We start from the raw sequence: 24580 nt of genomic DNA on the forward strand, positions 1-24580 counted from the left end.
TTCCGGACGATTCCGGACGGTTGGCCTACGTCGGACGCCGTACTTCTGCGGGGCTATCCCTCGCGATTGTTACGACCGCGCGCCCAGAACACGGCGGTGACTGCGGTCATGATCGCGAGCATCACGACCGTGGTGACGCTCGCCTCGAGGCCGAACAGTCCGCCCGAGACGAGGGGGTTGGCATCCGTCGTCTCGACAACCGCGTAGAGGGAGTTTTCTGCCGGGATGCCCGAGACCGGGATGCCGAAGAGGCTGTTCTGCGCCCAGTTCCAGGTGGCGTGGAAGGCGATGACTCCCCATAGCGCCCCCTCGCTGAGCGCCCAGAACCCGAGGAGCAGGGAGACGAGCACGAGGGAGAACACCGACATGATGTTCAGGCCGGTGTTGAGGGAGTGGGCGAGGGTGAAGAAGACGCTCTGGGCGATCATGGCGCCGAGGATGCCGGCGCGCGGCATCCAGGACTGGATGAGATAGCCGCGGGAGATGAGTTCTTCGGCCCCGCTTTGGATCGAGAAGGCAACGAGCGCGAAGATCACCCACCCGATTGCGGGCCAGTAGGCGTATGCGCCGTCTTCGGTCTGGAGGAACTCCATGTTTCCGGTCAGGACGGCGACCGCGACGGCGAGCGCCATGGCGCCGAGCGCGATGGCGGCGCCGCGGGCGATCTGCAGCGGGGCACGAGAGGGGGTGCGGAATCCGATGCTCGGGAAGGGGCGCCGTTCCTTGAAGCGCAGCCAGACCCACAGCAGTATCCAGACCGGCAGGAACGCGAGGGCGCTCACGATCGTGAGGCCGAGGGTTGTGATTCCGGGGATGATCGCGAGCAGGATGCTGGTCGCCATGACGGAGGCGAAGAGCACGATCGCGACGATCGAGCCGACGAGTGGGCCGGTCGGGCGCTGCGCTTCGCGCATCGCGCCGGCGAAACTGTCGCGTGGGGTTTCGGTCACGGAAGGCCTCCCGGGTCGGCGGTCCCGACCGACCCTAGCGAAAGACTGCCGGAGGCTGCAGGGCTTGCTGTGCGGCTGCGCGTTCGGCTAGCCCGATCAGGGCAGGCGTCCGCGGCCGGCCTGTTGCGCGCCCCAGACGACTCCGAGGGCGAACTGGCCGGTGACACCGAAGTGGCGCATCGCCTGATCCACCCGGCGTCTGCCGGTTCGAGGGCTCAAGCCCAGTGTGTGGGCGGCTGCCTCGACGGTCATGCCCCGGCTCATGAGGGCGAGCATCGGTGCCCGCGGCTCTTCGCTCTGGTCGACCGCGGTCGCCTCGGCCCACAGCTTCTCGAAGACCCAGGAAGCAAGCGAGACGACTTCTTCGGCGCTCGTTGCGAGCACGCGGGTCGGATGAGGATCGCCCCAGACGGACGGGAGGGTGACGGTGTCGTCGTCGATGATCCAGAAGAAGCTCGGCGGGGCCGGGTGGGTGCGGATCCAGGTGCCGGCCGCCAGTTCGTTGTCGAGGTGCCAGCGGTTGATGGGATCGAGGGCGTCTTCGTCGGAGAGGATGACGCGGATGCGGCTCTCGCCGCCGATCGGTCGGGCTGCCCACAGCGTCTCGGCGTAGTCCAGGCCGGCGTCGCGCAGGATCTGCGTCGAGGGGATGCACAACTGCGCCGACCGAGGCGCGCGGCGTGAGGACTGGGTGCGCCACATGTCGGCCAATGCCCAGGTCCCCTGGACGGTGGTGGGCGGTGTCGAGGTGCCGGTCCGGTCCGCCGTCTCGCCGGCGTTCCACGCTTGGAGGAGTTCGGGGATGCTGGCGGCCAGGGTGTGCGCGGCGGCGGCGGCATCCGTGAGTTCGCGGACGCCGTCGTCGATGACCTGCTGGATGGCCGTGGCGATCGTGAAGTCCGGCCTGCGGTGAGCGATCGAGTCTCCTGTCACCTTGAGAAGTCCGCGACGCTCGAGTGTCGATAGATGCTCTCGCAGGTCGGCCTCGTCGAGGCCCAGCCGGGTCGCGAGGGTGGTCGGGTCGGCATCCGGGTCGTGGAGGGCCGCGGCGAGGACGACCAGTGCGCGCTTGTCGGTCATGAGCTCTCCTCGAGGCGCTTTGTGGCCAATGGCACTAATGTGCCACGCCGGGTGGGTAACGTCGGCCAGGCGCACGCGTGTGCGTGGGATACGGGCGTCGAGGAGGAAGCGTGAGCGAGCAGCCGGTCGAGAAGAAGAAGTGGTCCGCGGGGCGTATCGTTCTGGCGGGTGTCGGGAACGTCGCTCTGGGCGTCGCGGCGTATTGGGTCACCTATCTGCTGCTGCTGCAATGACGGCAGGATCATCGAAGCGGTCTGGCGCGGCAACGGCTCTCGGTGTCGCGCTCGGAGCGGGTCTCGGCGTTGTCGTGGGGGTCATCACGCAGAGCGTCGGGCTGTGGCTGCCGATCGGTATCGGTATCGGTATCGGTATCGGTCTCGCGATCGGCGTGAGTCTGGATGCCCGCACGTCGCGCTCGCGTCGGGATGAATCCTGAGGACTCAGCGTCGGCTCACCGGGCGGCGCGGCCGAGCAGAGCGGCCTTGGCGGACTTGACGACGATCGCGATGTCACCGGCGAGGGTCCAGTTCTCGACGTAGGAGAGATCGAGGCGTACCGCATCCTCCCACGCGAGGTTCTCGCGTCCGCTGATCTGGGAGAGGCCCGTGATGCCGGGCTTGGCCAGGAACCGACGCAGTGAGGCGTCGGTGTAGGTCTCGACCTCGCTCGGCAGCGGGGGGCGCGGGCCGACGAGGGACATGGTCCCGCCGATGACGGTGAACAGTTGCGGTAGGTCATCGAGGGTATGGCGGTGCATCCACCGGCCGAGCGCTGTGGGCGACGTGTCGGCACCGTCGTAGCGGGTGGTGCGGAAGGCGAGCATCCGGAACGGGCGGCCGTGGTAGCCGACACGGGTCTCGCGGACGCAGACCGGGCCGGGCGACGAGAGCTTCACGGCGAGGGCCAGGATGCCCAGGAGTGGGCTGATCACGACAACGGCGACGAGCGACAGGATGAGGTCTGCCATGCGCTTGCCGAAGCGTTGGCCGGGCGAGAAGCGCGGCGTCTCGACATGGACGAGGGGCAGGCCCGAGACCGGGCGGGTGTGGATGCGGGGTCCGGCGACGTCGGCGATGCCCGGTGCCAGCAGCAGGTGCTGGCGGCCGGCTTCGAGGCTCCACGAGATCTGCTTGACCTTCTCCGGCGGGAGGGCGTCGCTGCTGGTGACCAGCACAGTGTCGGCGCCGGTCTCGGCGAGGACGCGGGCGAGGTCGTCGAACGTGCCGAGGACGGGGATATCGGCATCCGGCAGCGGATCATCGCCAGATGGAGGCTCGGGTGAGAGCTCGGGTGGGAGGCAGGCTCCGACGACGAGGTAGCCGGTGTCGCGGCGACGCTGCAGCTCGGTGCCCACCTGGGCGACCGATGCGGGCGAGCCGATGAGGATGACACCGGAGGCGCACTTGCCGACGCGGCGTTTGGCGACGAGCCACTGTCGCCACAGCCATCTGACCAGAAGGAGCAACAGGATGCCGGCGGGAAGGCTGATGAGCAGGTAGCCGCGGGCGATGTCGACGCGGAACAGGAACGCGACGATCGCGATGACGCCGAACAGGACCAGGGACGAGTCGATGACGCGGACGTACTCGGTCGTGCCTGCGCCGACGACGCCGGGCGTGCGGGTGTCGGCCAGGCTCAGTGCGAGCAGCCACAGCGCGACGAGGATCGCGGAGGCGAACCAGTACGAGACGGCGGTGAAGCGCAGGTCGCGCAGCAGGGAGAGCTGTGCGTTCCCGGTGCCGAACCAGACGATCTGGGTACCGTAAACGACCCACACCAGAACGACGGCGTCGCTGATCACCAGTCGTGTGCGGTAACTCTCATGCCACGGTCGTGGCTCACCCGTGGAGCGCACCCCTCCAGCCTTGCACACGCCCGTTGTTCACCGGCGCGACACCGCGCGTTCGCTGGTGCTCAGGCTCGAGGCGGCTGGCTCAGATGCAGAGCGGATCGCCGAGATCGATACGCTTCCCGTCGACGGTGAAGCTGCCTTCCGCGCACAGCAGCGTGTCTCGGGACGGTCTGACCACGAGCGTCGTGTAGGCGCCCTGAACGTCGTGCTCAGTCGCCTCCTGTCGATCCGGTCCGTCCGGCGCGGTCTGCGGGTAGATCGCGATCGTCACGGTGTTCCCCTGGTAGAGGCCGTCGTAGCGGGTTATGCGCCCCCACCCTGCTTGGCACTTGTCCGACCAGACGATCTCAAGGAGGGAGTTGTCCGCGCGCGTGTCCCCGGTGGCGACGCGCGCATCGTCGACACAGGCGGTCAGTGCGGGGTCCTCGCCGGTCTCGACGACGATCTGCTGGCTGGCTTCGGCAGCCGATGGTGAGGGAGTGAGCAGAGGAAGCACGGCGAACGCGGCCGCGGCCGTCGCGAGGGCTCCCCCGAGGAAGGACGCGATTCCGATGAGGGCACCGGTGCGCACGGACATACCCATCGCGCGACCAGGTTCATCGGTGTTCGGCGTGGGCCGCTCGATGCGAGCCAGGTCCTCGCGCCGGGCGAGCCACGGGGTCGGATCTTGACCGAGTGCCTGAACGAGCGACGCGACCGTTCGTTCGGACGGGAGCTGTTTGCCGGCGAGCGCTTCGGAGATGACCGAGCGCGATACACCGGTCTCGTTCTGGAGCTTGGAGAGAGTCGGTCCTCCGGCGTCAAGCTTGAGCCGGCGTAGATCTGCTGCGAGCTTCGCTATCGAGTCTGCGGCTTGCTCGCTGGACTCCGGCGACATCGTACCCCCCAAGGTGCGTGGCGTCTTCATTCGGGCTAGGGGACTAGCTATACCACAGCGGGATTTCGGCGAAGCACCGGATTCCCGGGCCGACATGCTCTCTCCGAGTTTTCCGAATCGTTCGGATCGGACGATTCCGCCGCTGCGTATAAGGACCGTTCTGGTTCACTCGGCAACGGCATCCATGGGGAATATTCCCCATACGGCGTGGGGACGTCATTGGGGTCTACTTGACAAACGAACACGATGAACGAACCGCGACGGCAGGGGGCCGTCCAGCTCTGGGGGCTCGAAGTGGTGAACTTGCTGGGTGCGATAGCGAGGCATCGTGGTGCCTTCGCGTCGGGAGCGACGCTGACTGCCGCCGCTGTCGCGATCTCCACTCTTGCCGTCGTCTACCCCGGCGTCCCCACCGCCGATGTCCAGCTCGACGACGGTGGCGTGTGGGTCACCAAGAGCAACGACTTGCTCGTCGGACACCTCAACTATCCCTCCCGGCTCCTCGACGGCGCTGCTCGTGCCCGTGCCGGAACGTTCGATGTGCTGCAGGACGGCGGCACCGTCCTCGTACATGACGAGACCAACACGACCCTCGCGATGGTCGACCCGGCGACCGTGGAGCTCGCGAACCCGGTGTCCATCCCTGCGGGTTCGGATGTGGCACTCGGGGGCGAACGCTCGGCGTCGCCGCCGGTGGTGCTCTCTACATCCTCGACACCGACGCCCTCGCCGGCGCCACGTTCTCCGAAGAGTCCGCGATCGCCGACGTCGCCGCCGACGGCGACGTCGCCGTCTCGAGCGACGGCGCTACGGTGTTCGCGGCTTCGGCGAGCCAGGGCACGCTCACATCGGTGACGTCGACGGCGTCGGACGCGCTTCCGGAGACCAGGGTCACAGACCTCGGGAGCGTCTCACGGGACGCCGAGCTCGACGTGGCTGCTATCGGGAGCGAGGGGGTGGCTTTCGACCGCGAAACGGGTGCGCTGTATCTCGCGAACGGGTCGATGGTCGACATCCCGGATGGTGCCGAGGGCAGGCTGCAGCAGTCTGGCGTCGGACAGGACGCGGTCTTCGTCGCGACACCGACCGCACTCGTCCGCGTCGGGGCGGGAGGTGGAGAGCCGGAGGTCTTGGCTACCGTTGAGAAGGGCACGCCTGCGGCCCCGGTCTGGCTCAACGGCTGCGTCTACAGCGTGTGGAGCGGGTCGGGTGCGTACGCCCGTTGGTGCACCGGTGATGACGAACCCGTAATGAAGGAGATCGATGTCGCTGCCACGGCGGTGCTGACTCTGCGCGCGAATCGGCGGGTCGTGGTCGTCAACGACATCACGGCGGGCACGGTCTGGGTGGTTGAGAGCGAGATCGAGAAGGTCGACAACTGGACGGATGTCACGCCGCCTGCCGATGACGACGCCGAGGAGGAGGAGAACCAGGAGGAGCCCCTCTACGAGCTTCCCGAGCGCTCCGCTGAGAACAACCCGCCGACCGCGGTGGATGACGAGTACGGAGCCCGAGCTGGGCGTACCGTTCTTCTTCCCGTCACCGACAACGACACCGACCCGGATGGCGACCTCCTGAGCGCCGCGATCGCGGGAACGCCCCCCACCGGCTACGAGATCTCCCCTGTTCTCGGTGGTGCGTCGTTGCAGGTCGCCGTGCCCGCGAACGCATCCGGCTCGACGTCGTTCGCTTACGAGATCGATGACGGCCGCGGTGGCACCGATACGGCGACCGTGTCGCTGGCGATCCACGACGCGAGCGTGAACGCCGCCCCGAGGCAGACGCGCGTGAACACCGTGCAGGTCGAGGTCGGCGCCTCGATGTCCTACGGAGCTCTCGACGGATGGATAGATCCCGACGGTGACGACATCTATCTCAAGCACGCGACCGTCGACGGCACTGACACCGTGTCCTATCGCAGCAACGGTGTCATCGAGTTCTCCGCGACAAGCGGCGAGGTCGGGGTCAAGGAGGTCGTGCTCACGGTGTCGGACGGGCGCGACGAGGAGCAGGGGATCCTGCGCGTCAACGTGCGTCCGGTCGACTCACTCGATCCGGTCGCGAACTCGGACCGGGTGTCGACGGTGGCCGGTGTGCCGATCACCGTCTGGCCGCTGAGCAATGACCTGAGCCCGAGCGGTGAGGAACTGCGCCTGTCGAAGGTCGATCCTCTTCCGGGGGTGAGGCTCGTACCGGACTACAGCGACCACTCGTTCGAATTCGCATCCGATGCCGCGGGCTCCTATTACGTGCAGTATCTCGTCACGGATGGACCGCGCTCAGCGGTGGGGCTGGTGCGGATCGACGTGGTCGACGGAGATTCGGCGGCGCAAGCGCCCGTTGCCGTTCGCGACCTCGCGCTTCTGCCGACGGGCCGCGACGTTCTCGTCGACGTTCTGGGCAACGATACGGACCCGGCCGGCGGCATCCTCGTGGTCCAGGCGGCGAAGGCGCCGCGCGGCGCGGGCATCTCTGTCGAGGTGCTCAACCACAGCATCCTGCGGGTGACCGATCTGGCAGGACTGGCGAGCAGCATCACGCTGTCGTACACGGTGTCCAACGGCTCTCAGAGCTCGACGGGCGAGGTCGTCGTCCTTCCGGTCGCCCTGCCCGAGAAGCTCCGGCCGCCCGTCGCCGTCGAGGATCGCGCGGTCGTGCGCGCCGGCGACATCGTCACGATCCCCGTGCTGGCGAACGACTACCACCCCGACAGCGACGCCATCGACCTCGATCCGGAGCTCGTCGACACCGATGTCGACGATCCGTCCACGATCTTCGTCGCGGGCGACACGATCCGGTACCAGGCCGGCGATACGCCGGGGACGGTGCATGCGACCTACCAGATCAGGGATTCGCAACAGAACTCGACCGCCGGGTACGTGACGATTCAGGTCCTGCCCGCGGACGAGGGGACCAACTCCCCGCCGCGACCGCAGGCGGTCACGGCGCGGGCGGTGGCCGGGACGACCGAGCGCATCGCGATCCCCCTCGACGGCATCGACACCGATGGGGACTCGGTCGAGCTGGTCGGTGTGGCATCGACGCCCTCGAAGGGACGTGTCACCGTCGGCGACAGCTGGCTGACCTACGAGGCGTTCCCTGATGCGTTCGGCCGCGACACCTTCACGTATGCCGTCCGCGACCGGCTCGGCGCCACCGCCGAGAGCACCGTTACGGTGGGTGTCGCCCCGGCAGGCTACGAGAACCAGGCCCCGTATGCGGCGAAGGATGCCGTGAGCATCCGGCCCGGTCGCATGGTCGCCGTCGCTGTCACCGCGAACGACTCCGACCCCGATGGGGACGAGATCACGCTCAGTGACGACCTCGTCGTTCCCGACGGCATCGACGCATCCGTGTCGTCGGGTCGGATCCTCGTGGACGCGCCCACCCAGCCCGGCGACTACACGATCACCTACACGATCGCTGACACGTTCGGCGCGAGCGCTCAGGGCGTGCTGCTCGTGACGGTCGATCCGGATGCTCGTCTGCAGGCGCCGATCGCTCGCGATGACCATGTGTCGATCCTCGATGTCGCCGACGATCTGACCGTCGCGGTCGCTGTTCTCGACAACGATGAGGATCCCGACGGGACGGCGTCGGCCCTCACCGTGACCGTCGCCGCGGACGATGTGACGGTCGCCGCCGACGGGACGGTGACGATCCCGGTGACCGAGGGCTCCCGGATCGTCCGGTACGCGGTGACCGATGAGGACGGGAACGTCGGGCAGGCCTTCGTGTTCGTCCCCGGTTCGTCGAGCCTGGTGCCGACGCTGCTCTCCGCCGAACCGATCGTCGTCGACAGCGGCGAATCGGTGATGATCGAGCTGTCCGACTACGTGCGCGTGCGCTCCGGTCGCACTGCGCGCGTCGCGACCGCCGACTCGATCCGCACCGGGCACTCCGACGGTTCGTCGCCGATCGTCGACGAGACGACGCTCCAGTACACGTCCGCTGTCGACTGGTACGGCCCCGACACTCTCGGAGTTCTCGTCACCGACGGGTCCGGTCCCGATGATCCGGAGGGCCTGTCGGCGTTCGTCGCCATACCGATCACGGTGCTGCCGATCGAGAACCAGTCGCCGACCCTGCGCAACGCTGCGGTGACGGTCGCGCCCGGCGAAGAGCCGGCGACCCTCAACCTCGCCAAGCTCTCCTTCGACCCCGATGAGGGCGACCAGGGCCGGCTGAGCTTCTCGATCGCGGGCGATATCCCGGCGGGATTCCAGGTCTCGGTGTCGGGGGAGACTCTCACGGTGGCTGCGGACGCCGATACCGCGCCGGGCACCGAGGCGCAGGTCGGCATCGCGGCGAGCGATGGCACCTCCGAGCCCGGTGAGGGAACCGTCACGATCACGACCGTTACCAGTCAGCGGCCGTTCCCCGTGGCGAACGACGATGTGATCTCGCAAGCGAACCAGGGTGAGACGCAGTCGGTGGCCGTGCTGGCGAACGACTACAACCCGTTCGAGGATCGTGGACCGTTGACTGTCGTGTCTGCGCGCGTGGACAGCGGCCGAGGGTCAGCCGTGGTGCAGGGAGAACGCGTCGAGGTCACGCCCGCGTCGGACTTCTTCGGCACCATGATCGTCACGTACCGGATCGCGGATGCGACCCAGAGCGCCGACCGCGAGGTGGACGGTCGAATCCTCCTGACCGTTCAGGGGCGCCCGGACGCGCCGGGCACGCCTTCGGTCACCTCGATCCAGGACCGCACGGTCGTGCTGTCGTGGACGGCGCCGGCCAACAACGGCTCCGCGATCACGGAGTACCGGGTCACGTCACCGCAGGGCTTCTCGACCTCGTGCGCGTCGACAACCTGCACCCTCGACGGTCTGACCAACGACGTGGAGTACACGTTCTCGGTGATCGCCGTGAACGCGGTGGGTGAGTCCGATCCTTCGCCGTCGTCCGCTCCCGCGCGACCCGACGCACGGCCCGACACGCCGGGGGCACCGACGGCGGTGTTCGGTGACGGCGAGATCTCGGTGAGCTGGGCGACGCCCGGCTCCAACGGATCGCCGGTGCTGAGTTACAACCTCGAGATCTCGCCCGCTCCCGCCTTCGGATCTCTGCAGAAGACGGGCGTCACCGGGAACGCGCTGACGTGGACCGGGCTCGAGAACGGCGTCGCCTACCAGGTGCGGGTGCAGGCGGTGAATCGCGCCCCGGATCCGTCGGACTGGAGCGGGTACTCGGCGACCGTCATTCCCGCTGGCGTGCCGGATGCGCCCGGCCAGCCGACGACCTCCGCTGCCACGCCGGTGGGCGCGCAGGCGCAGATCGCGGTGTCGTGGGCTCCTCCGGCCTCGGACAACGGCGATCCTGTGGCGGACTACACCCTCACGGTGAAGCGGGGCGGGGCGGTCATCACGACGGTGGTCACGGGAGCGACGAGTCAGAACGTCGTGGTCGACACGAACGAGAGCGACTACACGTTCTCGGTGTCGGCGCGGAACAAGGCCGGGAGCTCAGTGTCGAGCGCCGACTCGGCGCCGAGACGGGCCGCGGTCGCGCCGGGTGCGCCGACGAACGTCGTCCTGACACCCGGGGACGGGAGCGTCACAGTGACGTTCACCCCCGGTGCGGGCAACGGCAACCGGGCCTCGGACATCACGTACGGCTACCGGGTGAACCAGACGGGTGCGCAGGGCGCGGCCAGCCCCGGCGGCACGGTCATCGGCGGGCTGTCGAACGGCTCCACGTACTCCGTGTCGGTCTGGGCGCAGTCGTCTGTCGAGGGAGTGGCGCGCAGCGCCGAGACGTCGTCGACGGATGCCGTGCCGTTCGGCAAGCCGATCATCAACAACTTCACCGCCGAGAGGCAGGACAACGCGGTGAAGTTCACGTGGACGATCAGCGCCAACGGACGCCCGATCACGGCGTCGAGCGCTCCTGTCGCGGGCGAGGGGAACCTGTCGTGGACAGCGACCGGCTTGTCGCCCAGCCAGAGCTACACGCTGAACCTCAGCTACACGAACGAGGCGGGGGCGACGACGGCATCCCAGACGGGCCAGGCGAACGACCCGCCACCCAAGAACATGACCATAAGCCAGCCGAACGGCGGTATCGGCGTCCGGCTGGTCGTTAGTGGCTTTGAGGCCAACCGGTCGCTGACGGTCGCGTGCTGGGTGATGCCGGGATCTGACGGGCAGGGCGGGCACTCCATCGGCTCCTTCACCGTGACGACTGATGGATCCGGATCCGGCACCTGGGATTGGCCCTCGACCTGTCAGATGACCGGCGGAGGCTACGGGAACCTGCGGGTAGGCAACGAGATCTGGTCCAACACGATCTTGCTCAACTAGCTCGGAATGGAGCGGGGAATAGACATGACACTGACACAGGAACAGGCGACGTGGTTCGCGGAGACGTTCCAACGACTCAGCGACAACGTGGGCCAGGTGGTGCTGGGCAAGCCCGGCGTCATCCGGCTGGTGCTCACGGCGATGCTCGCGGAGGGGCACGTGCTCCTGGAGGATGCCCCGGGAACGGGAAAGACCCAGCTTGCGAAGGCGCTCGCCGCCACGGTGCAGGGCACGAACAGCCGCATCCAGTTCACGCCCGACCTGCTGCCCTCCGACGTCACCGGCGTGACGATCTACGACCAGCAGGCGCACAAGTTCACGTTCCACCGCGGGCCGATCTTCGCCTCCGTGGTGCTCGCGGACGAGATCAACCGCGCCAGCCCCAAGACGCAGTCGGCCCTGCTCGAGGTGATGGAGGAGGGGCGTGTCACGGTGGACGGGCAGCCGCACGAGACGGGACGCCCGTTCATGGTGATCGCGACGCAGAACCCGATCGAGCAGGCGGGTACCTACAAGCTGCCGGAGGCGCAGCTCGATCGCTTCCTCATCAAGACCAGCATCGGCTACCCCGATCTGGCGGCTGCGGAGCAGATCCTCGGGGGCGCGGCGACGCGGGACCGGTCATCGAGCGTCCAGGCGGTCATCACGACCTCGGCGATCGCCGACATCGCCGATCTGCTCGCCGGAGTGCATGTGGACCCTGCGGTGTTGCGCTTCACCGCGCAGCTTGCGGAAGAGACCCGCGCCGATCCGAACACCCGTCTCGGCGTCTCGGTGCGAGGCATGCTCGCGATGATCCGCGCGGCGAAGGTGTGGGCTGCCGAGGACGGGCGCACGTATGTCATCCCCGACGACATCAAGGCGCTCGCCCAGCCCGTGTGGGAGCACCGGCTTGTCATGGACCCGGAGGCGGAGTTCGCCGGGGTCACGGCGGAATCCGTCATCGGACGTGTGCTCGCCGACATCGCCGCTCCGCAGTCGCGGACGAACGCGGCATGATCCGGCGGGCGGTCGACCTCTGGTCGCAGCGTGTCGTTCCCACGCTGCGGCGCCTCGCGGTGCCGCTGCGGATCGGGACCGCGCTGGGCTGGAGCGTCGCCGCCCTCGCAGTCGCATCGACGGTGTTCGCGGCAGTCCTCGGCTGGGCGGAGATGCTGGCGATCGCGGTGGTCTGTGCCGCCGTGCTCGTGATCGCCGTACCCTTCGTGCTGAGATCTGCGACGTATCGAGTGACGGTGGAGCTGGCGTCATCGCGGGTCGTGGTCGGCGAGCCCGCGGCAGGACGGCTCGTCGTACGCAACGTCGCGCATCGACGATCTCCCTCTACGCGCGTTCAGCTGCCCGTGGGGCAGGCGCGGCCCGAGTTCGCCGTTCCCGGTCTTGCCCCCGATGCCGAGCACGACGAGCTCTTCACCATCCCGACCCAGCGTCGCGCGGTGCTCACTCTCGGTCCGGTGACCTCCGTGCGCAGCGACCCCCTGGGACTTCTGCAGCGTCGCGTGACCTGGTCGGAGCCGACCGAGCTCTACGTGCATCCCCGCGTCGTCCCGCTCGACGGCGACACGACCGGGATCTTGCGCGACCTCGAGGGTCTTCCGACCCGAGACCTGGCCGATGACGACGTCTCGTTCCACGCCTTACGCGAGTATGTGCCGGGCGACGACCTGCGGCATGTGCACTGGAGATCGACGGCCCGCACCGGAGTGACGATGATCCGGCAGTTCGAGCAGACCCGCAGGTCTCACCTGGTGGTCGCGCTGTCGACCAACGACGCCGAGTACGCGTCGGATGACGAGTTCGAGCTGGCGGTGTCGGTCGCCGGCTCTGTCGGGTTGTCAGCGATCCGCGACGGCAAGACCGTCACCTTCCTCACGCCGCGCGGTGCGCTCGCGGTGCGGACCGCGGGGCAGCTGCTGGACGAGCTCGCGGGTGTCGAGACCGACCCGGCCGATCGGCGTATCGGCGAGGTCGGGCGCAGTGTCGTCTCAGCGGCAGCGAGCGCCTCCGTTGTGCTGTTCGTGACCGGCTCTGCTGCGCCACCGGCGGACATCCGCGCGGCGTCGCTTCGCGTTCCTCCGACCGTCCGTCCGCTCTGCCTGCGTGCGGCGCCCGACGAGTCTCTGTCGCGCCGCGCGCTCGGAGACCTCGCGATGGTATCGGTTCCCGACCTGCCCGCTCTGCGTCGGGGGATGCGGGCGGTGACGGCATGACCGCGGCGCGGGTCGCCGTGAACGCGACGACGATGGCGGCGCTGGTTCTCGTGGCGCTCGTGCCGCTGTCGGGCGCGTACAGCGGCGGCGGGTTCTGGATCGCGGCGGCCGGCGGAGTCCTCCTCGGCATCGCGATCGCGATCGTCGGCTCGCGGTGGCGCTGGCACGCGCTGACCGTGGGGGCGGTGGCGCTCGGCGCCTATTTCGTGTTCGGGGGGCTCCTCGTCTTCCGCGACGTCTCACTCCTCGGTGTCGTCCCGACGCTCGAAGTGCTCGCCTCTCTCGCGGTCGGGATCGTGCAGTCGTGGAAGCAGGTCCTGACGCTGCAGACCCCGTTCAGCGGATTCGACCAGCTCGCGATCGTGCCGTATCTGTCGGCGTTGCTCGGGTCGACAGTCGCCGGCAGCCTCGCCCTGCGGCTTCGGCGGCGCTGGCCATGGGCGCTCATCGCGCCCGTGCTGCTCCTTCTCCTCTCGATCGCGTTCAGCACCTACTCCGGACGCGCGCCGGGGGCCGTCGGCGCAGTGTGGGCCGGGGTCGCTCTCGTGTGGGCGCTGTGGCGGGTCGCGCTCGGTCGGGCGGAGAGGGCCCGGGCCGGAACCGACCAGACGGCGGTCGTCGCGCCGGTCGGTCTGAGGAGCATCGTCCCGGTCGCGGCGATCGTGGTCGTCGCGCTGGTCGCCGGGGGTGCCACCGCGACGGCGGTGTCGTTGGGAGACCGCGACGTGCTGCGCGATCATGTGGTGCCGCCGCTGGATCTGCGCGACTACGCCACGCCCCTGGCCTCGTACCGCAAGTATGTGAGGGACGGCGAGGACTCAACGCTCTTCACCGTCGAGGGACTGCCCGCGGGGGCCCCGATACGACTCGCGACGCTCGACCTCTACGACGGCGTCGTCTACAAGGTGTCGGGCTCCGGCGGTGCCGGCTCCGGTGTCTTCGCGAGGGTCGGCCGCGAGATCGAGCCGGTACCGGCGGGCGAGCGCGCGACCGTGACGGTCACCGTGCAGGACCTCCCCGGCGTGTGGCTGCCGACCGTCGGCTATGCGGCGGGCTTCGAGTTCTCGGGTGTCGACTCCGCGCGTCTCGGGGGAGCGCTGCACTACAACTCGGCGACCGGAACCGCGATCGTCACGGCCGGGTTGGCATCGGGCGACGTGTATCGGCTGGATGTCGCGGCGCTTGCGGTCCCGAGCGAGGAGGAACTGCTCGGCGCGACGATCGCTCAGATCACCACGCCGGTGCCGGTCGCCGTGCCCGACGAGGTCGTCGCGCTGATCGAGGAAGTCACGGCGGGCGCGACGACGCCTGTCGAGCAGGTGCGCGCGATCGAGGCCTTCTTCCAGAGCGAGGGGTTCTACAGCGATGGACTCGAGAGTCAGGCGATCTCCCGTTCCGGTCACACCCTCGACCGTGAGGCCGACCTTCTGGCCGGCACGCAGATGATCGGTGACGATGAGCAGTATGCCGTCGCGATGGCGCTCATGGTCGCGCAACTCGGCATTCCGGTGCGGGTCGTGATGGGGTTCCAGCCCGAGGCTGCGGGCGCGAAGGTCGGGGTGACCGGGGACGACGTCGCCGCGTGGGTGGAGGTGCCGTTCCAGGAGTTCGGCTGGGTGGCGTTCTCGCCGACTCCCGCGGAGGATCGCGTGCCGCTGGAAGAGACCCCCAGCAGAGCCAGAAGCCCCAGGCGCAGGTCGCCCAGCCGCCGCAGTCGCCGCAGGAGCCGGCTGAGCTCCCCCGACCACTCCGCTTGAAGAGGCGGCGGCCCAGGACGAGCAGGTCGACCTCGCGTGGCTATGGGCGACTCTGCAGATCACGGGGGCGTCGCTGCTGATCCTGCTCGCGCTGCTCGGACCGTCGGCGGCCCTTGCGGTGGCACGGATGACGCGCCGCAAGCGCAGGCTGCGCACACCGTCGACGGTGGATCGCGTCGGCGGAGGCTGGGCGGAGCTCATCGACACGGCCACGGATGTCGGCGCGCCGCTCACCGCCGGTGCGACTCGCCGCGAGCAGGCCGGAGCCATCGACGCGACATATCCGGACGTCGCGACTGCCGCACTCGCGGAGCGTGCCGATGCCGCTGTCTTCGGCGCCGGCGAGCCCGGCGCCGAAGAGGCAGAGCGGTTCTGGCAGATTGTCGATGAGGCGAGCAGGTCGCTTCGCGGTGCGGTTCCCTGGCATCGGCGGATGCTGGCGTTGATGTTCCCGGCATCCGTGCTGCGGCGCATCGGCGCGGCTCTGCAGGGTCGGGCACGACCGCAGGGCCGCGGCAGGCGCGGGAACGCGGGTGCGACGTGACCGTCGAGTTGTCATGGGGTGTGGGAACTGACCGTGGTCTGCGGCGAGCGGCCAACGAGGACTCGTTCCTGGCCGCCCCGCCCCTGTTCCTCGTCGCAGACGGCATGGGAGGCCACGACGCCGGGCGGAGGCGAGCCGGGCGGCGATCGAGGGGTTTCGTGCGCTCGCCGGTCAGTCATCGGTGTCGGTGGATGAGATGGAGGCGGCGTTCGCGGCGGCGGCGGCGCGGGTCGCGTCGATCGAGACCGACAGATCGGCCGCGGGCACGACCCTGACGGGCGCCGCGCTGTGCGATCAGGGGGTGCGACGTACTGGCTCGTGCTCAACATCGGCGACTCGCGCACCTATCGGCTGTACGAAGGCGAGCTTGAGCAGATCAGCGTCGACCACTCCGCGGTTCAGGCGCTCGTCGAGAGCGGGCAGATCTCTCAGGATGCCGCAGAGACGCATCCGGAGAGGAATGTCGTGACGCGCGCCGTCGGGGCGGGCTCTGCCGGTGTGCCGGACTACTGGCTGCTGCCCGCTCGGGTCGGAGACCGGTTGATGATCTGCTCCGACGGCCTACCCAAGGAGCTCGGGTTCGGCGAGATCCGGACTGCGCTCCTCGCTGAGGCATCCCCGCAGGCGGCCGCGACCCGCCTTCTGCACGAGGCGCTGGTCCACGGCGGACGCGACAACGTGACGGTCGTGGTCGTCGACGCTCACGGTGCGCTCGCGCCCGACGACGAACAGACGCTCCCGATCGCCGGCACTGCGCCGCGCGTTTCGGACGACACCGCTCCGCGCCCAGGGATGGAGGCATCCGCATGCTGACCTACGGCCCCGGCGACTGGCACGTCGTCGCCACTCGGGGGGCATCGCGCTGCTGCCGCCCGCGACGGACGCCGCCGATGTCGCGCGAATCTGGCGGGAGATGCGCGACGGCGACGCGTTCGCGGTCGTCTTGAGCGTCCTCCTCGAGACTGCCGGGCCGAACATGGCTGCTCTTCCCGACTTCGCCGTGGCGACGGTGTCGGACGGAAACGCCCGGGTGATCGTGCGCGGCGCGATCCCCGCGCGGGTCGGCACAGCCGATGGCGCGAGTCAGGACGTGGCGGCGCTCGGTGTTCCGACCTGGACCGATCGCACCATCGCCGGCGCGACGACCGTCGCGATCGGGGTTCACACCGCTTCGGCGACGGCTCTGCCGCTGAGAGACGGGGTCGCCGCCGCGTCGCAGCTGCAGTGGGTGATCGATGCGGCGACGGCGCTGCGGCCGGCGGACGAACGGAGCGGGGTGCCGGCGGCTCCTCCGGTTCCCGCGGTGCCTGAGCCCGGGCCGGTGACTGAGCCCGAGGCGGTGCTTGAGCCCGAGCCAGTCCGCGAGGGAGAGCCGCGCGTGAGCTCGATGGATACCCAGGTGGGCGCCGCGAGCGAGCTGACGCTGCCTCCGGTCGTCTCCGAGGACGCTGCATCTGCCGACGATCCGAGCGCACCGCCCCTGGTCCGTGAGGAGCCGGAATCACATCCGATCGAGGACACGACCGGATACGACGATCTGATCTTCGGCGAGACAAGGTTGTCGTCTGTTGAGGACGCCGCGGTGAGACCGGACTCGGAAGCCCCCGATTCGACGTCGTCGGACTCCGCTCTCGCCGCAGCCGCTGCGCCTCCCGCGCCGCTCGGCGGCGGAGATCTCGTGGACGGTGTCCCGAAGGCGCCGACCGCGCCCGTTCTCGGCGACCACGATGGCGAGACGATCTCCGCCGAGCAGCTCGAGGCACTGCGGGCACAGCTCAGCGGGTCGGCTCCGGTCCGGCAGTCGACGACACCGTCGCCGCGCACCGAAGCTGCCGTGCTGGTCGTGTCGACGGGGGAGCGCGTGCTGCTCGATCGCAGCGCGGTGGTGGGGCGCAGGCCTCGTGCGGTCCGCGCCACCGGAGCGGTTCCACATCTCGTCACCGTTCCCAGCGTCGAAAGGGAGATCTCGAGCAATCATGTCGAGCTGCGTGTCGAGGGTGCGGATGTGATCGCGGTCGACCTCGACACGATGAACGGCACGCGCCTGCTGCGGATCGGGGCCGAGCCGGTGAGGCTGCACCCCGGCGAGCCGACCCTGCTCGTCACGGGTGACCGCCTGGATCTCGGCGACGGTGTGGTTCTCGGGTTCGAGGGCATCTGATGGCGTCCCGTCCCCCGTCTCAGCCTCCGGCTCTGCCGGGGTTCGACTATGTGAGGCTTCTCGGCTCCGGCGGATTCGCCGACGTCTTCCTGTATCAGCAGCTGCATCCGCGGCGCCAGGTAGCGGTGAAGGTGCTGCTGAAGGAACGCCTGGGCACAACGACCGCTGAGGGGTTCACCGAAGAGGCGAATCTGATGGCGCAGCTGGCGACCCATCCGTCGATCGTCTCGGTCTACCAGGCCGGGGTCTCGGACGATGGGCGTCCCTATCTCGTCATGGAGTTCTGCTCTCGTCCGAATCTGCAGGCACGTCATCGTCGGGAGCGGTTCTCCGAAGCCGAGACTCTGCGGGTCGGTGTGCAGATCGCCGGCGCGATCGAGACTGCCCATCGGGCGGGGATACTGCACCGCGACATCAAACCGGCGAATATCCTCGTCACCGACTACGGGCGCCCCGCACTCACCGACTTCGGAATATCGGCCACGACGAACGATGCGATGACGGGGATGAGCATTCCGTGGTCGCCGCCGGAGTCGCTACGCACCCCGCCGGTGGGATACCCGTCATCGGATGTGTACTCGCTCGCGGCGACGCTGTACACGCTCCTGACCAATCGCAGCCCGTTCGAGATTCCGGGGGCTTCGAACACCGAACTCGATGTGATGGCCCGCATCCAGTCGATGCCGCTACCGTCGACCGGCCGCGCGGACGTGTCCCCGCAGCTGCAGGCGGTGCTCGGGCGGGCGATGGCCAAGTCGCCGGATCAGCGATATGCATCGGCCATCGAATTCGCACGTGCGCTGCAACGCGTGCAGATCGAGCACGGGATGCAGGCGACCCAGATCGACGTCCTCGAAGAGGAGCTCGTCGAGGAGGACGCAGACGAGGGCGAGGAGCGCACGCGGTTCCGGGGTGTCACGAGTATCGACGCCCAGTCGGCCGCGGTCATCGATCCCCCGACGAGTCTGAGCGTCGACCCGCTGTCGACGGGCACGCCCGCCCCGCCGTCGGATGCCGCGCCGGCGTCGTTCTCGGCGGGGATGCCGCAGAGAACACCGGCGGGGCCCGCCGAAGACGGGTCGATGGATGCGACCGTGAGCCGCGACGCGGCAGTGCGGCCCGCGTCGTCCCCGGCGCTCGCGGCCGCACCGCCTCTCGCTGCGCCGGTCGCGCCGCCGTTGGACGAGACGCTCGTTCGTGGTACATCGGGGTCGACCGAGCCGCTCGCCGCCTCTTCGTCTCCTCGACGTCGTGGACGCGGCTGGGTACTCGCCGGCGTCGGTGCCGTCGTCGTGGTCGTCGGTGTCGGAACGGCGCTCCTGCTCGCCCCCGGCGGGGTCGGCGAACCCGCGGAGCGGGCCATCGTCACCCCCGCGCCGGTCGATGCGGTGGACGAGGAGGCGGTGCCGCTCGTCACGGACCTGGTCGGTGAAGCCGCAGGCGACGACGTCGTCTTCACCTGGACGAACCCCGACCCGCAGCCGGGCGACATCTATCTCTACCGGCCCGTCGTCGCAGGGGAGGAGTTCGCATTCGAGGAGACCACGGAACTCACGGTGTCCGTGGCATCCGACGCCTCCGGTCGTGCGTGCATCGAGATCGTGCTGCGGCGCGAAGACGGAACGTCTTCGTCGGACAGCGCCGAGGAGTGCGCGCCGTGAGCGCTCGCGAACAGGTCGACGGGCCCGACCTCGACCGCGGAGTCGTCTCGATCGAGTACTGCGGCGAGTGGTTCACGGCCGTGCCCGGGGAGCCCTTCACGATCGGCCGGGACGCCGATCTGTGCATCGACGACAACCCGTTTCTCCATCGACGGTTGCTTCAGATCAGGGACTTCGACGGCATCTGGCTTCTGGAGAATGTCGGTGCCCGATTGTCGGTCACCGTCACAGACAGGGCGGGGCGCCTGCAGTCATGGCTTGCTCCGGGGGGACGTCTGCCGCTCGTCTTCGGACGGACGACCGTCGTCTTCACAGCGGGACCCACGACCTATGAGGTGGCGCTGCATGTCGCCGAGCCCATGTTCATCGAGACCCAGCGCACCGCCGGCGAGGGAACGACGACGATCGGCGACGTGACGTTCACCGTGTCTCAGCGTCAGCTGATCGTCGCTCTCGCCGAGCCCCTGCTCTTGCGGGAAGGGAGCGGAATGGGCGAGATACCGACGAGCGCGAAGGCCGCTGCGCGTCTCGGCTGGAACATCACTCGGTTCAATCGCAAGCTCGACAACGTGTGCGACAAGCTCGATCGCATCGGAGTGCAGGGCCTGCGCGGAGGGGTTCGGTCGTATGCGACGAACCGGCGTATACGACTTGTGGAATACGCGTTGGCTGCCCGGCTCGTTACCCGAGCGGACCTCGCGCTCATCGACATGGAGAGCGACGAATGAAGCTCAAACTCACTCTGCGCCGCCCGGCGGGTCCCGTCGATCTGACGGTGACGGCGGACGGTACGGCCACGGTCTCGGACGTTGCCCGGATGCTTGTGGTCGCGGATCCGCAGGGGTCGTCGACGGAGGCGAACGGCACGATGACGTTGGCGGTGTCGGACCCCTTCGTGGGCTCGTCGTCGCTGCGGACTCTGAGCGCGGGCGCGAGCTTCGCCGAGGCAGGCGTGCTCTCCGGTGCGACGGTGCAGGTCGTGGACGACTCCGGCAGCTTCGCGGGGTCGGGAGAAGGACGCGGCACTGCGGTGGCGACGTTGCGCGTTCTCAGCGGGCCGGATGCGGGGCGTGAGTTCGCGCTTCCCATGGGGGCGACCAGCATCGGTCGAGATCGGGGAGCCGACGTTCGCCTCAGCGACCCCATGGTCTCGAAGATCCACGCCCGGGTGAACGTCGGGGAATCGATCGAGATCATCGACCTCAACTCCGCCAACGGTGTCGTCGTGGGTGGCGGAGAGGTGTCGCGCGCCACGGTGAGCTCGAGCGATGTGATCGTGCTGGGCGATTCGTCGGTGTGCGTCGTCAGGACGCAGCAGCCGCCTCGCGACGCGACCGCGCCGCAGCTGGATCACGTGCGTTCGCCCCGCGTCGTGCCTGCGTACGCGGGCGAGGAGTTCCTCGCCCCGACTCCACCGAAGCTCCCGCAACGTCAGCGTTTCCCCTTTGTCGCCCTCGCCGCGCCGTTGATCATGGGCGCCGTGCTCTGGGCGGTGACTCAGGAGCTTCTCGGGGTCATCATGATGGCGATGACGCCCGTGCTGCTCGTCGGCGCCTACGTCGACCAGTCGGTCACGTCGCGTCGAGAGCTCAAAGCTCAGCGGAAGGTCTTCGACGAGGGGATGCTGCGCACGCAGGAGCGTCTCGAGCAGGCTCGGGACGAAGAGCGTCGTGTGCGGCTGGCCGAATTGCCGACGACCGGCGAGCTCCAGGACGATGCGCGTCGGCTCGGGCCTCTGCTATGGACCGAGCGCACCGAATCTCCGCGCTTTCTGACGATCAACGTCGGCCGTGGGCGGGCGCGTGCCCGCAATCGTGTGGTGCTCCCTCAAGCGCAAGAGACTGTGCCGGAGTGCTGGGAGCAGCTGCTTGGGCTGCAGCAGGAGTTCGCGACGATCGACCAGGTGCCTCTCGCGGCGGATCTTGTCGTCGCAGGCTCCGTCGGATTCGCCGGCGCCGACGGCGTGGCACGCGATGTTGCGCGGGCTGCTGTCTTCCAGCTGGCTGCACGGCACTCGCCTGCCGAGGTCGCGATCGCCGCGATCGTGTCCCCCTCGTCGGCACCCGATTGGGACTGGTTGAAGTGGTTGCCGCACACGAGCTCGTCGCACAGTCCGCTGGCCGGATCGCATGTCGCGAGCGTGCGGGGCGAGGCATCCGCCCTGCTGTCGCGGATCGAGGGTCTCATCGACTCGCGGGTGGACGGTGCCACGGCACGTCGCGGCCCCCTTGACTCGGACAAGCAGCACGAGCGGCCGGAGCCGATCGTGCCGGCGGTCGTGGTTGTCATCGAGAACGGCGCTCCGGCTGATCGCGCACGACTGACGCGGATTGTCGAGCGCGGTCCGGATGCGGGAGTCCATGTCATCTGGTGCGCCCCCGCGTCGAGCAGTTGCCGGCGGCATGTCGCAGTTTCGTCCTTGTGGACAGCGCCTCGGCATCCGGTGTCGTCGGACAGGTGCGGATCGGTGAGAGGACCTCGCCGGTGGAGCTCGAGCACCTCGACCGGGCCGCAGCGGACCAGCTCGCGCGCCTCCTCGCTCCCGTCGTCGATATCGGCGTTCCCGAAGCCGACGACTCCGACCTTCCCCGATCGGTGTCGTATCCGACGGTCGCGGGCATGGAGATTCTCGACTCGCCTGATTCGGTGGTCGAACGGTGGCGGCAGAACGGCTCGCTCACGCCGCGAGACGGGAGCCCGCCGGTGAGGCGCAAGAAGGAGGGCAACCTCCGTGCCGTCGTCGGTCACGCCGGCTCTGCGCCCTTCGCCCTTGATCTGCGGTCCGACGGACCCCATGCGCTCGTGGGTGGCACGACGGGCGCCGGCAAGTCCGAGTTCCTGCAGTCCTGGGTGCTCGGCATGGCGGCCTCCCACAGTCCCGATCGCCTGACCTTCCTCTTCGTCGACTACAAGGGCGGCTCGGCGTTCGCGGATTGCGTGGAGCTCCCCCACTCGGTCGGGCTCGTCACCGACCTGTCGCCGCACCTCGTCCGACGAGCGCTCACGTCGTTGCGGGCCGAGCTGCGCTACCGCGAGCACGTGCTCAACGCGAAGAAGGCCAAGGACCTGATCACCCTTGAGAAGACGGGGGACCCGGAGTGCCCGCCGAGCCTGGTGATCGTGGTCGACGAGTTCGCGGCTCTCGTGCAGGAGGTTCCCGAGTTCGTCGACGGCGTCGTCGACGTGGCCCAGCGCGGACGGTCACTCGGTCTGCACCTCGTGCTGGCGACGCAGCGGCCGGCAGGCGTGATCAAAGACAACCTGCGGGCCAACACGAACCTGCGGATCGCGCTGCGGATGGCCGACACCGATGACTCGGTGGACATCCTCGGCGACAAGATGGCCGCGTATTTCGATTCGTCGATCCCGGGGCGCGGTGCCGCCAAGCGCGGCCCCGGCAGGCTGACGACCTTCCAGACCGGCTACGTGGGCGGCCGCACGACGGGGGAGCCCCCGAGGCCCCGCATCGACGTCGCGGAACTCGACTTCGCCGGTCACACCGTGTGGGAGGCGCCGCAGCTCGACTCCCGGGACGACCGCGACACCGGCCCCACCGACATCGCCCGGATCGTCGCAACGGTGAGCACGGCGGCATCGGATGCCGGTGTGCCGACGCCGCGTAAGCCGTGGCTCGACGAGCTCGCGTCGGTCTACAGTTTCAGCCGGCTCCCGAACCCCCGCACTGACGAGCGACTTCCGCTCGGGGTGCTCGATCAGCCGGCGACCCAGTCGCAGCCGACGGTGTTCTACGAGCCCGACCGTGACGGGAACCTGGCGATCTACGGCACGGGCGGCTCGGGCAAGAGCACGGCTCTGCGCACCATCGCGGTGGCGGCGGCCGCGACGACGAGGAACGGCGGGCCCACTCATGTTTACGGGCTTGACTTCGGCTCGCGCGGGCTGAGCATGCTCGCGGATCTTCCACACGTCGGGGCGATCGTTGCCGGGGACGATGAGGAGCGGGTCGTGCGCACGATACGGATGCTGCGCGACATCGTCGATGACCGCTCCGTGAGGTACGCCGGGGTGAATGCCGGGACGATCGGCCAATACCGCCGGCTCGCCGACGCGCCGCAGGAGCCCCGGATCCTTCTCCTTGTCGATGGGATCGGGGTGTTCAAGGAGCAGTACGAGTTCGGTCCCGTGAACCTTTCGCCGTGGTTCACGGCGTTCGCGCAGATCGCCGCGGACGGTCGTGCCGTCGGGGTTCATGTCGTCGTCGCCGGTGACCGCCCGAACGCGGTGCCGAATTCGATCGCCTCGACCGTTCAGCGCCGAATCGTGCTGCGCATGGCGAACGAGGAGGAGTACCTGATGCTGGGGGTAGCGAAGGACGTGCTCGATTCGTCCTCCCCTCCTGGTCGGGGGATTCTCGACGACGACGAGGTGCAGATCGCGATCCTGGGCGAGAGCAGCAATGTCGCGGTGCAGGCTCGGGAGGTCCAGCGGCTTGCGGCATCCCTCGGGCGGGCGGGCTCGTCGCGACCCGCCGCCATACGGCGGCTTCCCGAGCAAGTCTCGCTGTCGGATCTTCCAGCCGGCAGCACGGAGGCGCCGGTGATCGGGCTGGACGACCTCTCGCTGGGACCCGCGTCGGTGTCGGCATCCGGCACGCTGCTGGTCGCCGGGCCGCCCACCAGCGGGCGGAGCACTGCGCTGTCGACGATCGCCGCTGCGCTCGAGCGTTCCAGCTCGTCGGTCCGGCGCGTTCTGCTGGCTCCTCGGCGTACCGCGCTGACGCGTCGCAACTGGGATGAAGCCGCCGTCGGCGCGGACGATGTCGCAGCGCTCGCGCAGCGTCTCGTGGAAGCGGCGGAGGCGGGAGCGGCGCCTCGGTTGGCCGTCGTGATCGAGTCGCTGCCCGAGTTCAGCGGGACACCCGCCGAGTATGAACTCGAGCGGATGATCCGCGTCCTCGCTCGGGAGGAGCACTTCGTCGTCGGTGAGGGCGAGACCTCGACCTGGCAGCAGGCGTACACGCTCGCTGGCCCGATGAAGGCCGGTCGCCGGGGTCTGCTCCTGGTCCCGGGGGAGATGGACGGTGACACGCTCATGGGCACCCCGCTCGGCCGCCTTCGGCGGGCGGATTTTCCGCCTGGACGGGGTTCCTCATCGTCAATGGGCGTGCCGCGAAGGTGCAGATCGCGCAGGTGACGTCGTGATCGCCGGACGTGCGTCGTGGG

Annotated in this window: 18 protein-coding genes; 14 read left to right on the top strand and 4 right to left on the bottom strand. The window is 69.0% G+C overall.

Translation table 11 applies throughout. The annotated features are described in order from the left end of the window. Nucleotides 1-53: 53 nt before the first annotated feature. Nucleotides 54-950: a CPBP family intramembrane glutamic endopeptidase gene (locus IT882_RS02205; RefSeq protein WP_195692977.1), complete on the bottom strand. Its 897-nt coding sequence runs from the start codon at nt 948-950 to the stop codon at nt 54-56. Between the two features lie 96 nt (nt 951-1046). Further along, nucleotides 1047-2030, bottom strand: a complete 984-nt coding sequence (locus IT882_RS02210) for a hypothetical protein (RefSeq protein WP_195692978.1) — start codon at nt 2028-2030, stop codon at nt 1047-1049. A 110-nt stretch (nt 2031-2140) separates the two neighbouring features. Here IT882_RS02210 and IT882_RS16845 point away from each other — a divergent pair, with 110 nt between their 5' ends. After that, nucleotides 2141-2263: a hypothetical protein gene (locus IT882_RS16845; RefSeq protein ID WP_267490537.1), complete on the top strand. Its 123-nt coding sequence runs from the start codon at nt 2141-2143 to the stop codon at nt 2261-2263. Beyond that, complete coding sequence (locus IT882_RS02215) at nt 2260-2466, top strand: hypothetical protein (RefSeq protein ID WP_195692979.1); 207 nt, start codon at nt 2260-2262, stop codon at nt 2464-2466. The genes IT882_RS16845 and IT882_RS02215 overlap by 4 nt, the downstream gene beginning before the upstream one ends. A 15-nt stretch (nt 2467-2481) precedes the next feature. Here the strand turns inward: IT882_RS02215 and IT882_RS02220 are convergent, their stop codons facing one another. Both IT882_RS02220 and IT882_RS02225 read right to left on the bottom strand, forming a co-directional pair. Further along, complete coding sequence (locus IT882_RS02220; protein ID WP_229382250.1) at nt 2482-3885, bottom strand: sugar transferase; 1404 nt, start codon at nt 3883-3885, stop codon at nt 2482-2484. Nucleotides 3886-3964: 79 nt separating this feature from the next. Further along, entirely contained in the window at nt 3965-4759 is a 795-nt protein-coding gene (locus IT882_RS02225) for a DUF2690 domain-containing protein (RefSeq protein WP_195692981.1), read from the bottom strand. Between the two features lie 246 nt (nt 4760-5005). Here IT882_RS02225 and IT882_RS02230 point away from each other — a divergent pair, with 246 nt between their 5' ends. The 12 genes from IT882_RS02230 (at nt 5006) to IT882_RS16220 (ending at nt 24551) form a co-directional block, all read left to right on the top strand. Beyond that, complete coding sequence (locus IT882_RS02230) at nt 5006-5614, top strand: hypothetical protein (protein WP_195692982.1); 609 nt, start codon at nt 5006-5008, stop codon at nt 5612-5614. Further along, nucleotides 5611-11064, top strand: a complete 5454-nt coding sequence (locus tag IT882_RS02235) for an Ig-like domain-containing protein (protein ID WP_195692983.1) — start codon at nt 5611-5613, stop codon at nt 11062-11064. The genes IT882_RS02230 and IT882_RS02235 overlap by 4 nt, the downstream gene beginning before the upstream one ends. 24 nt (nt 11065-11088) lie before the next feature. Further along, a complete protein-coding gene (locus IT882_RS02240) occupies nt 11089-12063 on the top strand; it encodes an AAA family ATPase (protein WP_195692984.1) in 975 nt (324 codons plus the stop codon). Next, nucleotides 12060-13274, top strand: a complete 1215-nt coding sequence (locus IT882_RS02245; RefSeq protein WP_195692985.1) for a DUF58 domain-containing protein — start codon at nt 12060-12062, stop codon at nt 13272-13274. The genes IT882_RS02240 and IT882_RS02245 overlap by 4 nt, the downstream gene beginning before the upstream one ends. Further along, on the top strand, nt 13271-15031 hold the full coding sequence (locus IT882_RS02250) for a transglutaminaseTgpA domain-containing protein (RefSeq protein WP_195692986.1): 1761 nt from the start codon (nt 13271-13273) through the stop codon (nt 15029-15031). Before IT882_RS02245 ends, IT882_RS02250 begins: the two co-directional genes overlap by 4 nt. 127 nt (nt 15032-15158) lie before the next feature. Further along, a complete protein-coding gene (locus tag IT882_RS02255; protein WP_195692987.1) occupies nt 15159-15575 on the top strand; it encodes a hypothetical protein in 417 nt (138 codons plus the stop codon). A 318-nt stretch (nt 15576-15893) separates the two neighbouring features. After that, complete coding sequence (locus tag IT882_RS02260; protein ID WP_195692988.1) at nt 15894-16388, top strand: PP2C family protein-serine/threonine phosphatase; 495 nt, start codon at nt 15894-15896, stop codon at nt 16386-16388. Nucleotides 16389-16488: 100 nt separating this feature from the next. Next, complete coding sequence (locus IT882_RS02265; RefSeq protein WP_195692989.1) at nt 16489-17736, top strand: FHA domain-containing protein; 1248 nt, start codon at nt 16489-16491, stop codon at nt 17734-17736. Beyond that, complete coding sequence (locus IT882_RS02270; protein ID WP_195692990.1) at nt 17736-19397, top strand: serine/threonine-protein kinase; 1662 nt, start codon at nt 17736-17738, stop codon at nt 19395-19397. The genes IT882_RS02265 and IT882_RS02270 overlap by 1 nt, the downstream gene beginning before the upstream one ends. Then, nucleotides 19394-20125, top strand: a complete 732-nt coding sequence (locus tag IT882_RS02275; protein WP_195692991.1) for a hypothetical protein — start codon at nt 19394-19396, stop codon at nt 20123-20125. The genes IT882_RS02270 and IT882_RS02275 overlap by 4 nt, the downstream gene beginning before the upstream one ends. Next, nucleotides 20122-22104, top strand: coding sequence for an FHA domain-containing protein (locus IT882_RS16215; protein ID WP_229382251.1), 1983 nt, complete (start codon nt 20122-20124; stop codon nt 22102-22104). The genes IT882_RS02275 and IT882_RS16215 overlap by 4 nt, the downstream gene beginning before the upstream one ends. Beyond that, entirely contained in the window at nt 22017-24551 is a 2535-nt protein-coding gene (locus IT882_RS16220; protein ID WP_229382437.1) for an FtsK/SpoIIIE domain-containing protein, read from the top strand. Before IT882_RS16215 ends, IT882_RS16220 begins: the two co-directional genes overlap by 88 nt. The last annotated feature ends 29 nt before the right edge of the window (nt 24552-24580 follow it).

It is taken from the genome of Microbacterium schleiferi (genome assembly GCF_015565955.1).
Taxonomy (GTDB): domain Bacteria; phylum Actinomycetota; class Actinomycetes; order Actinomycetales; family Microbacteriaceae; genus Microbacterium; species Microbacterium schleiferi_A.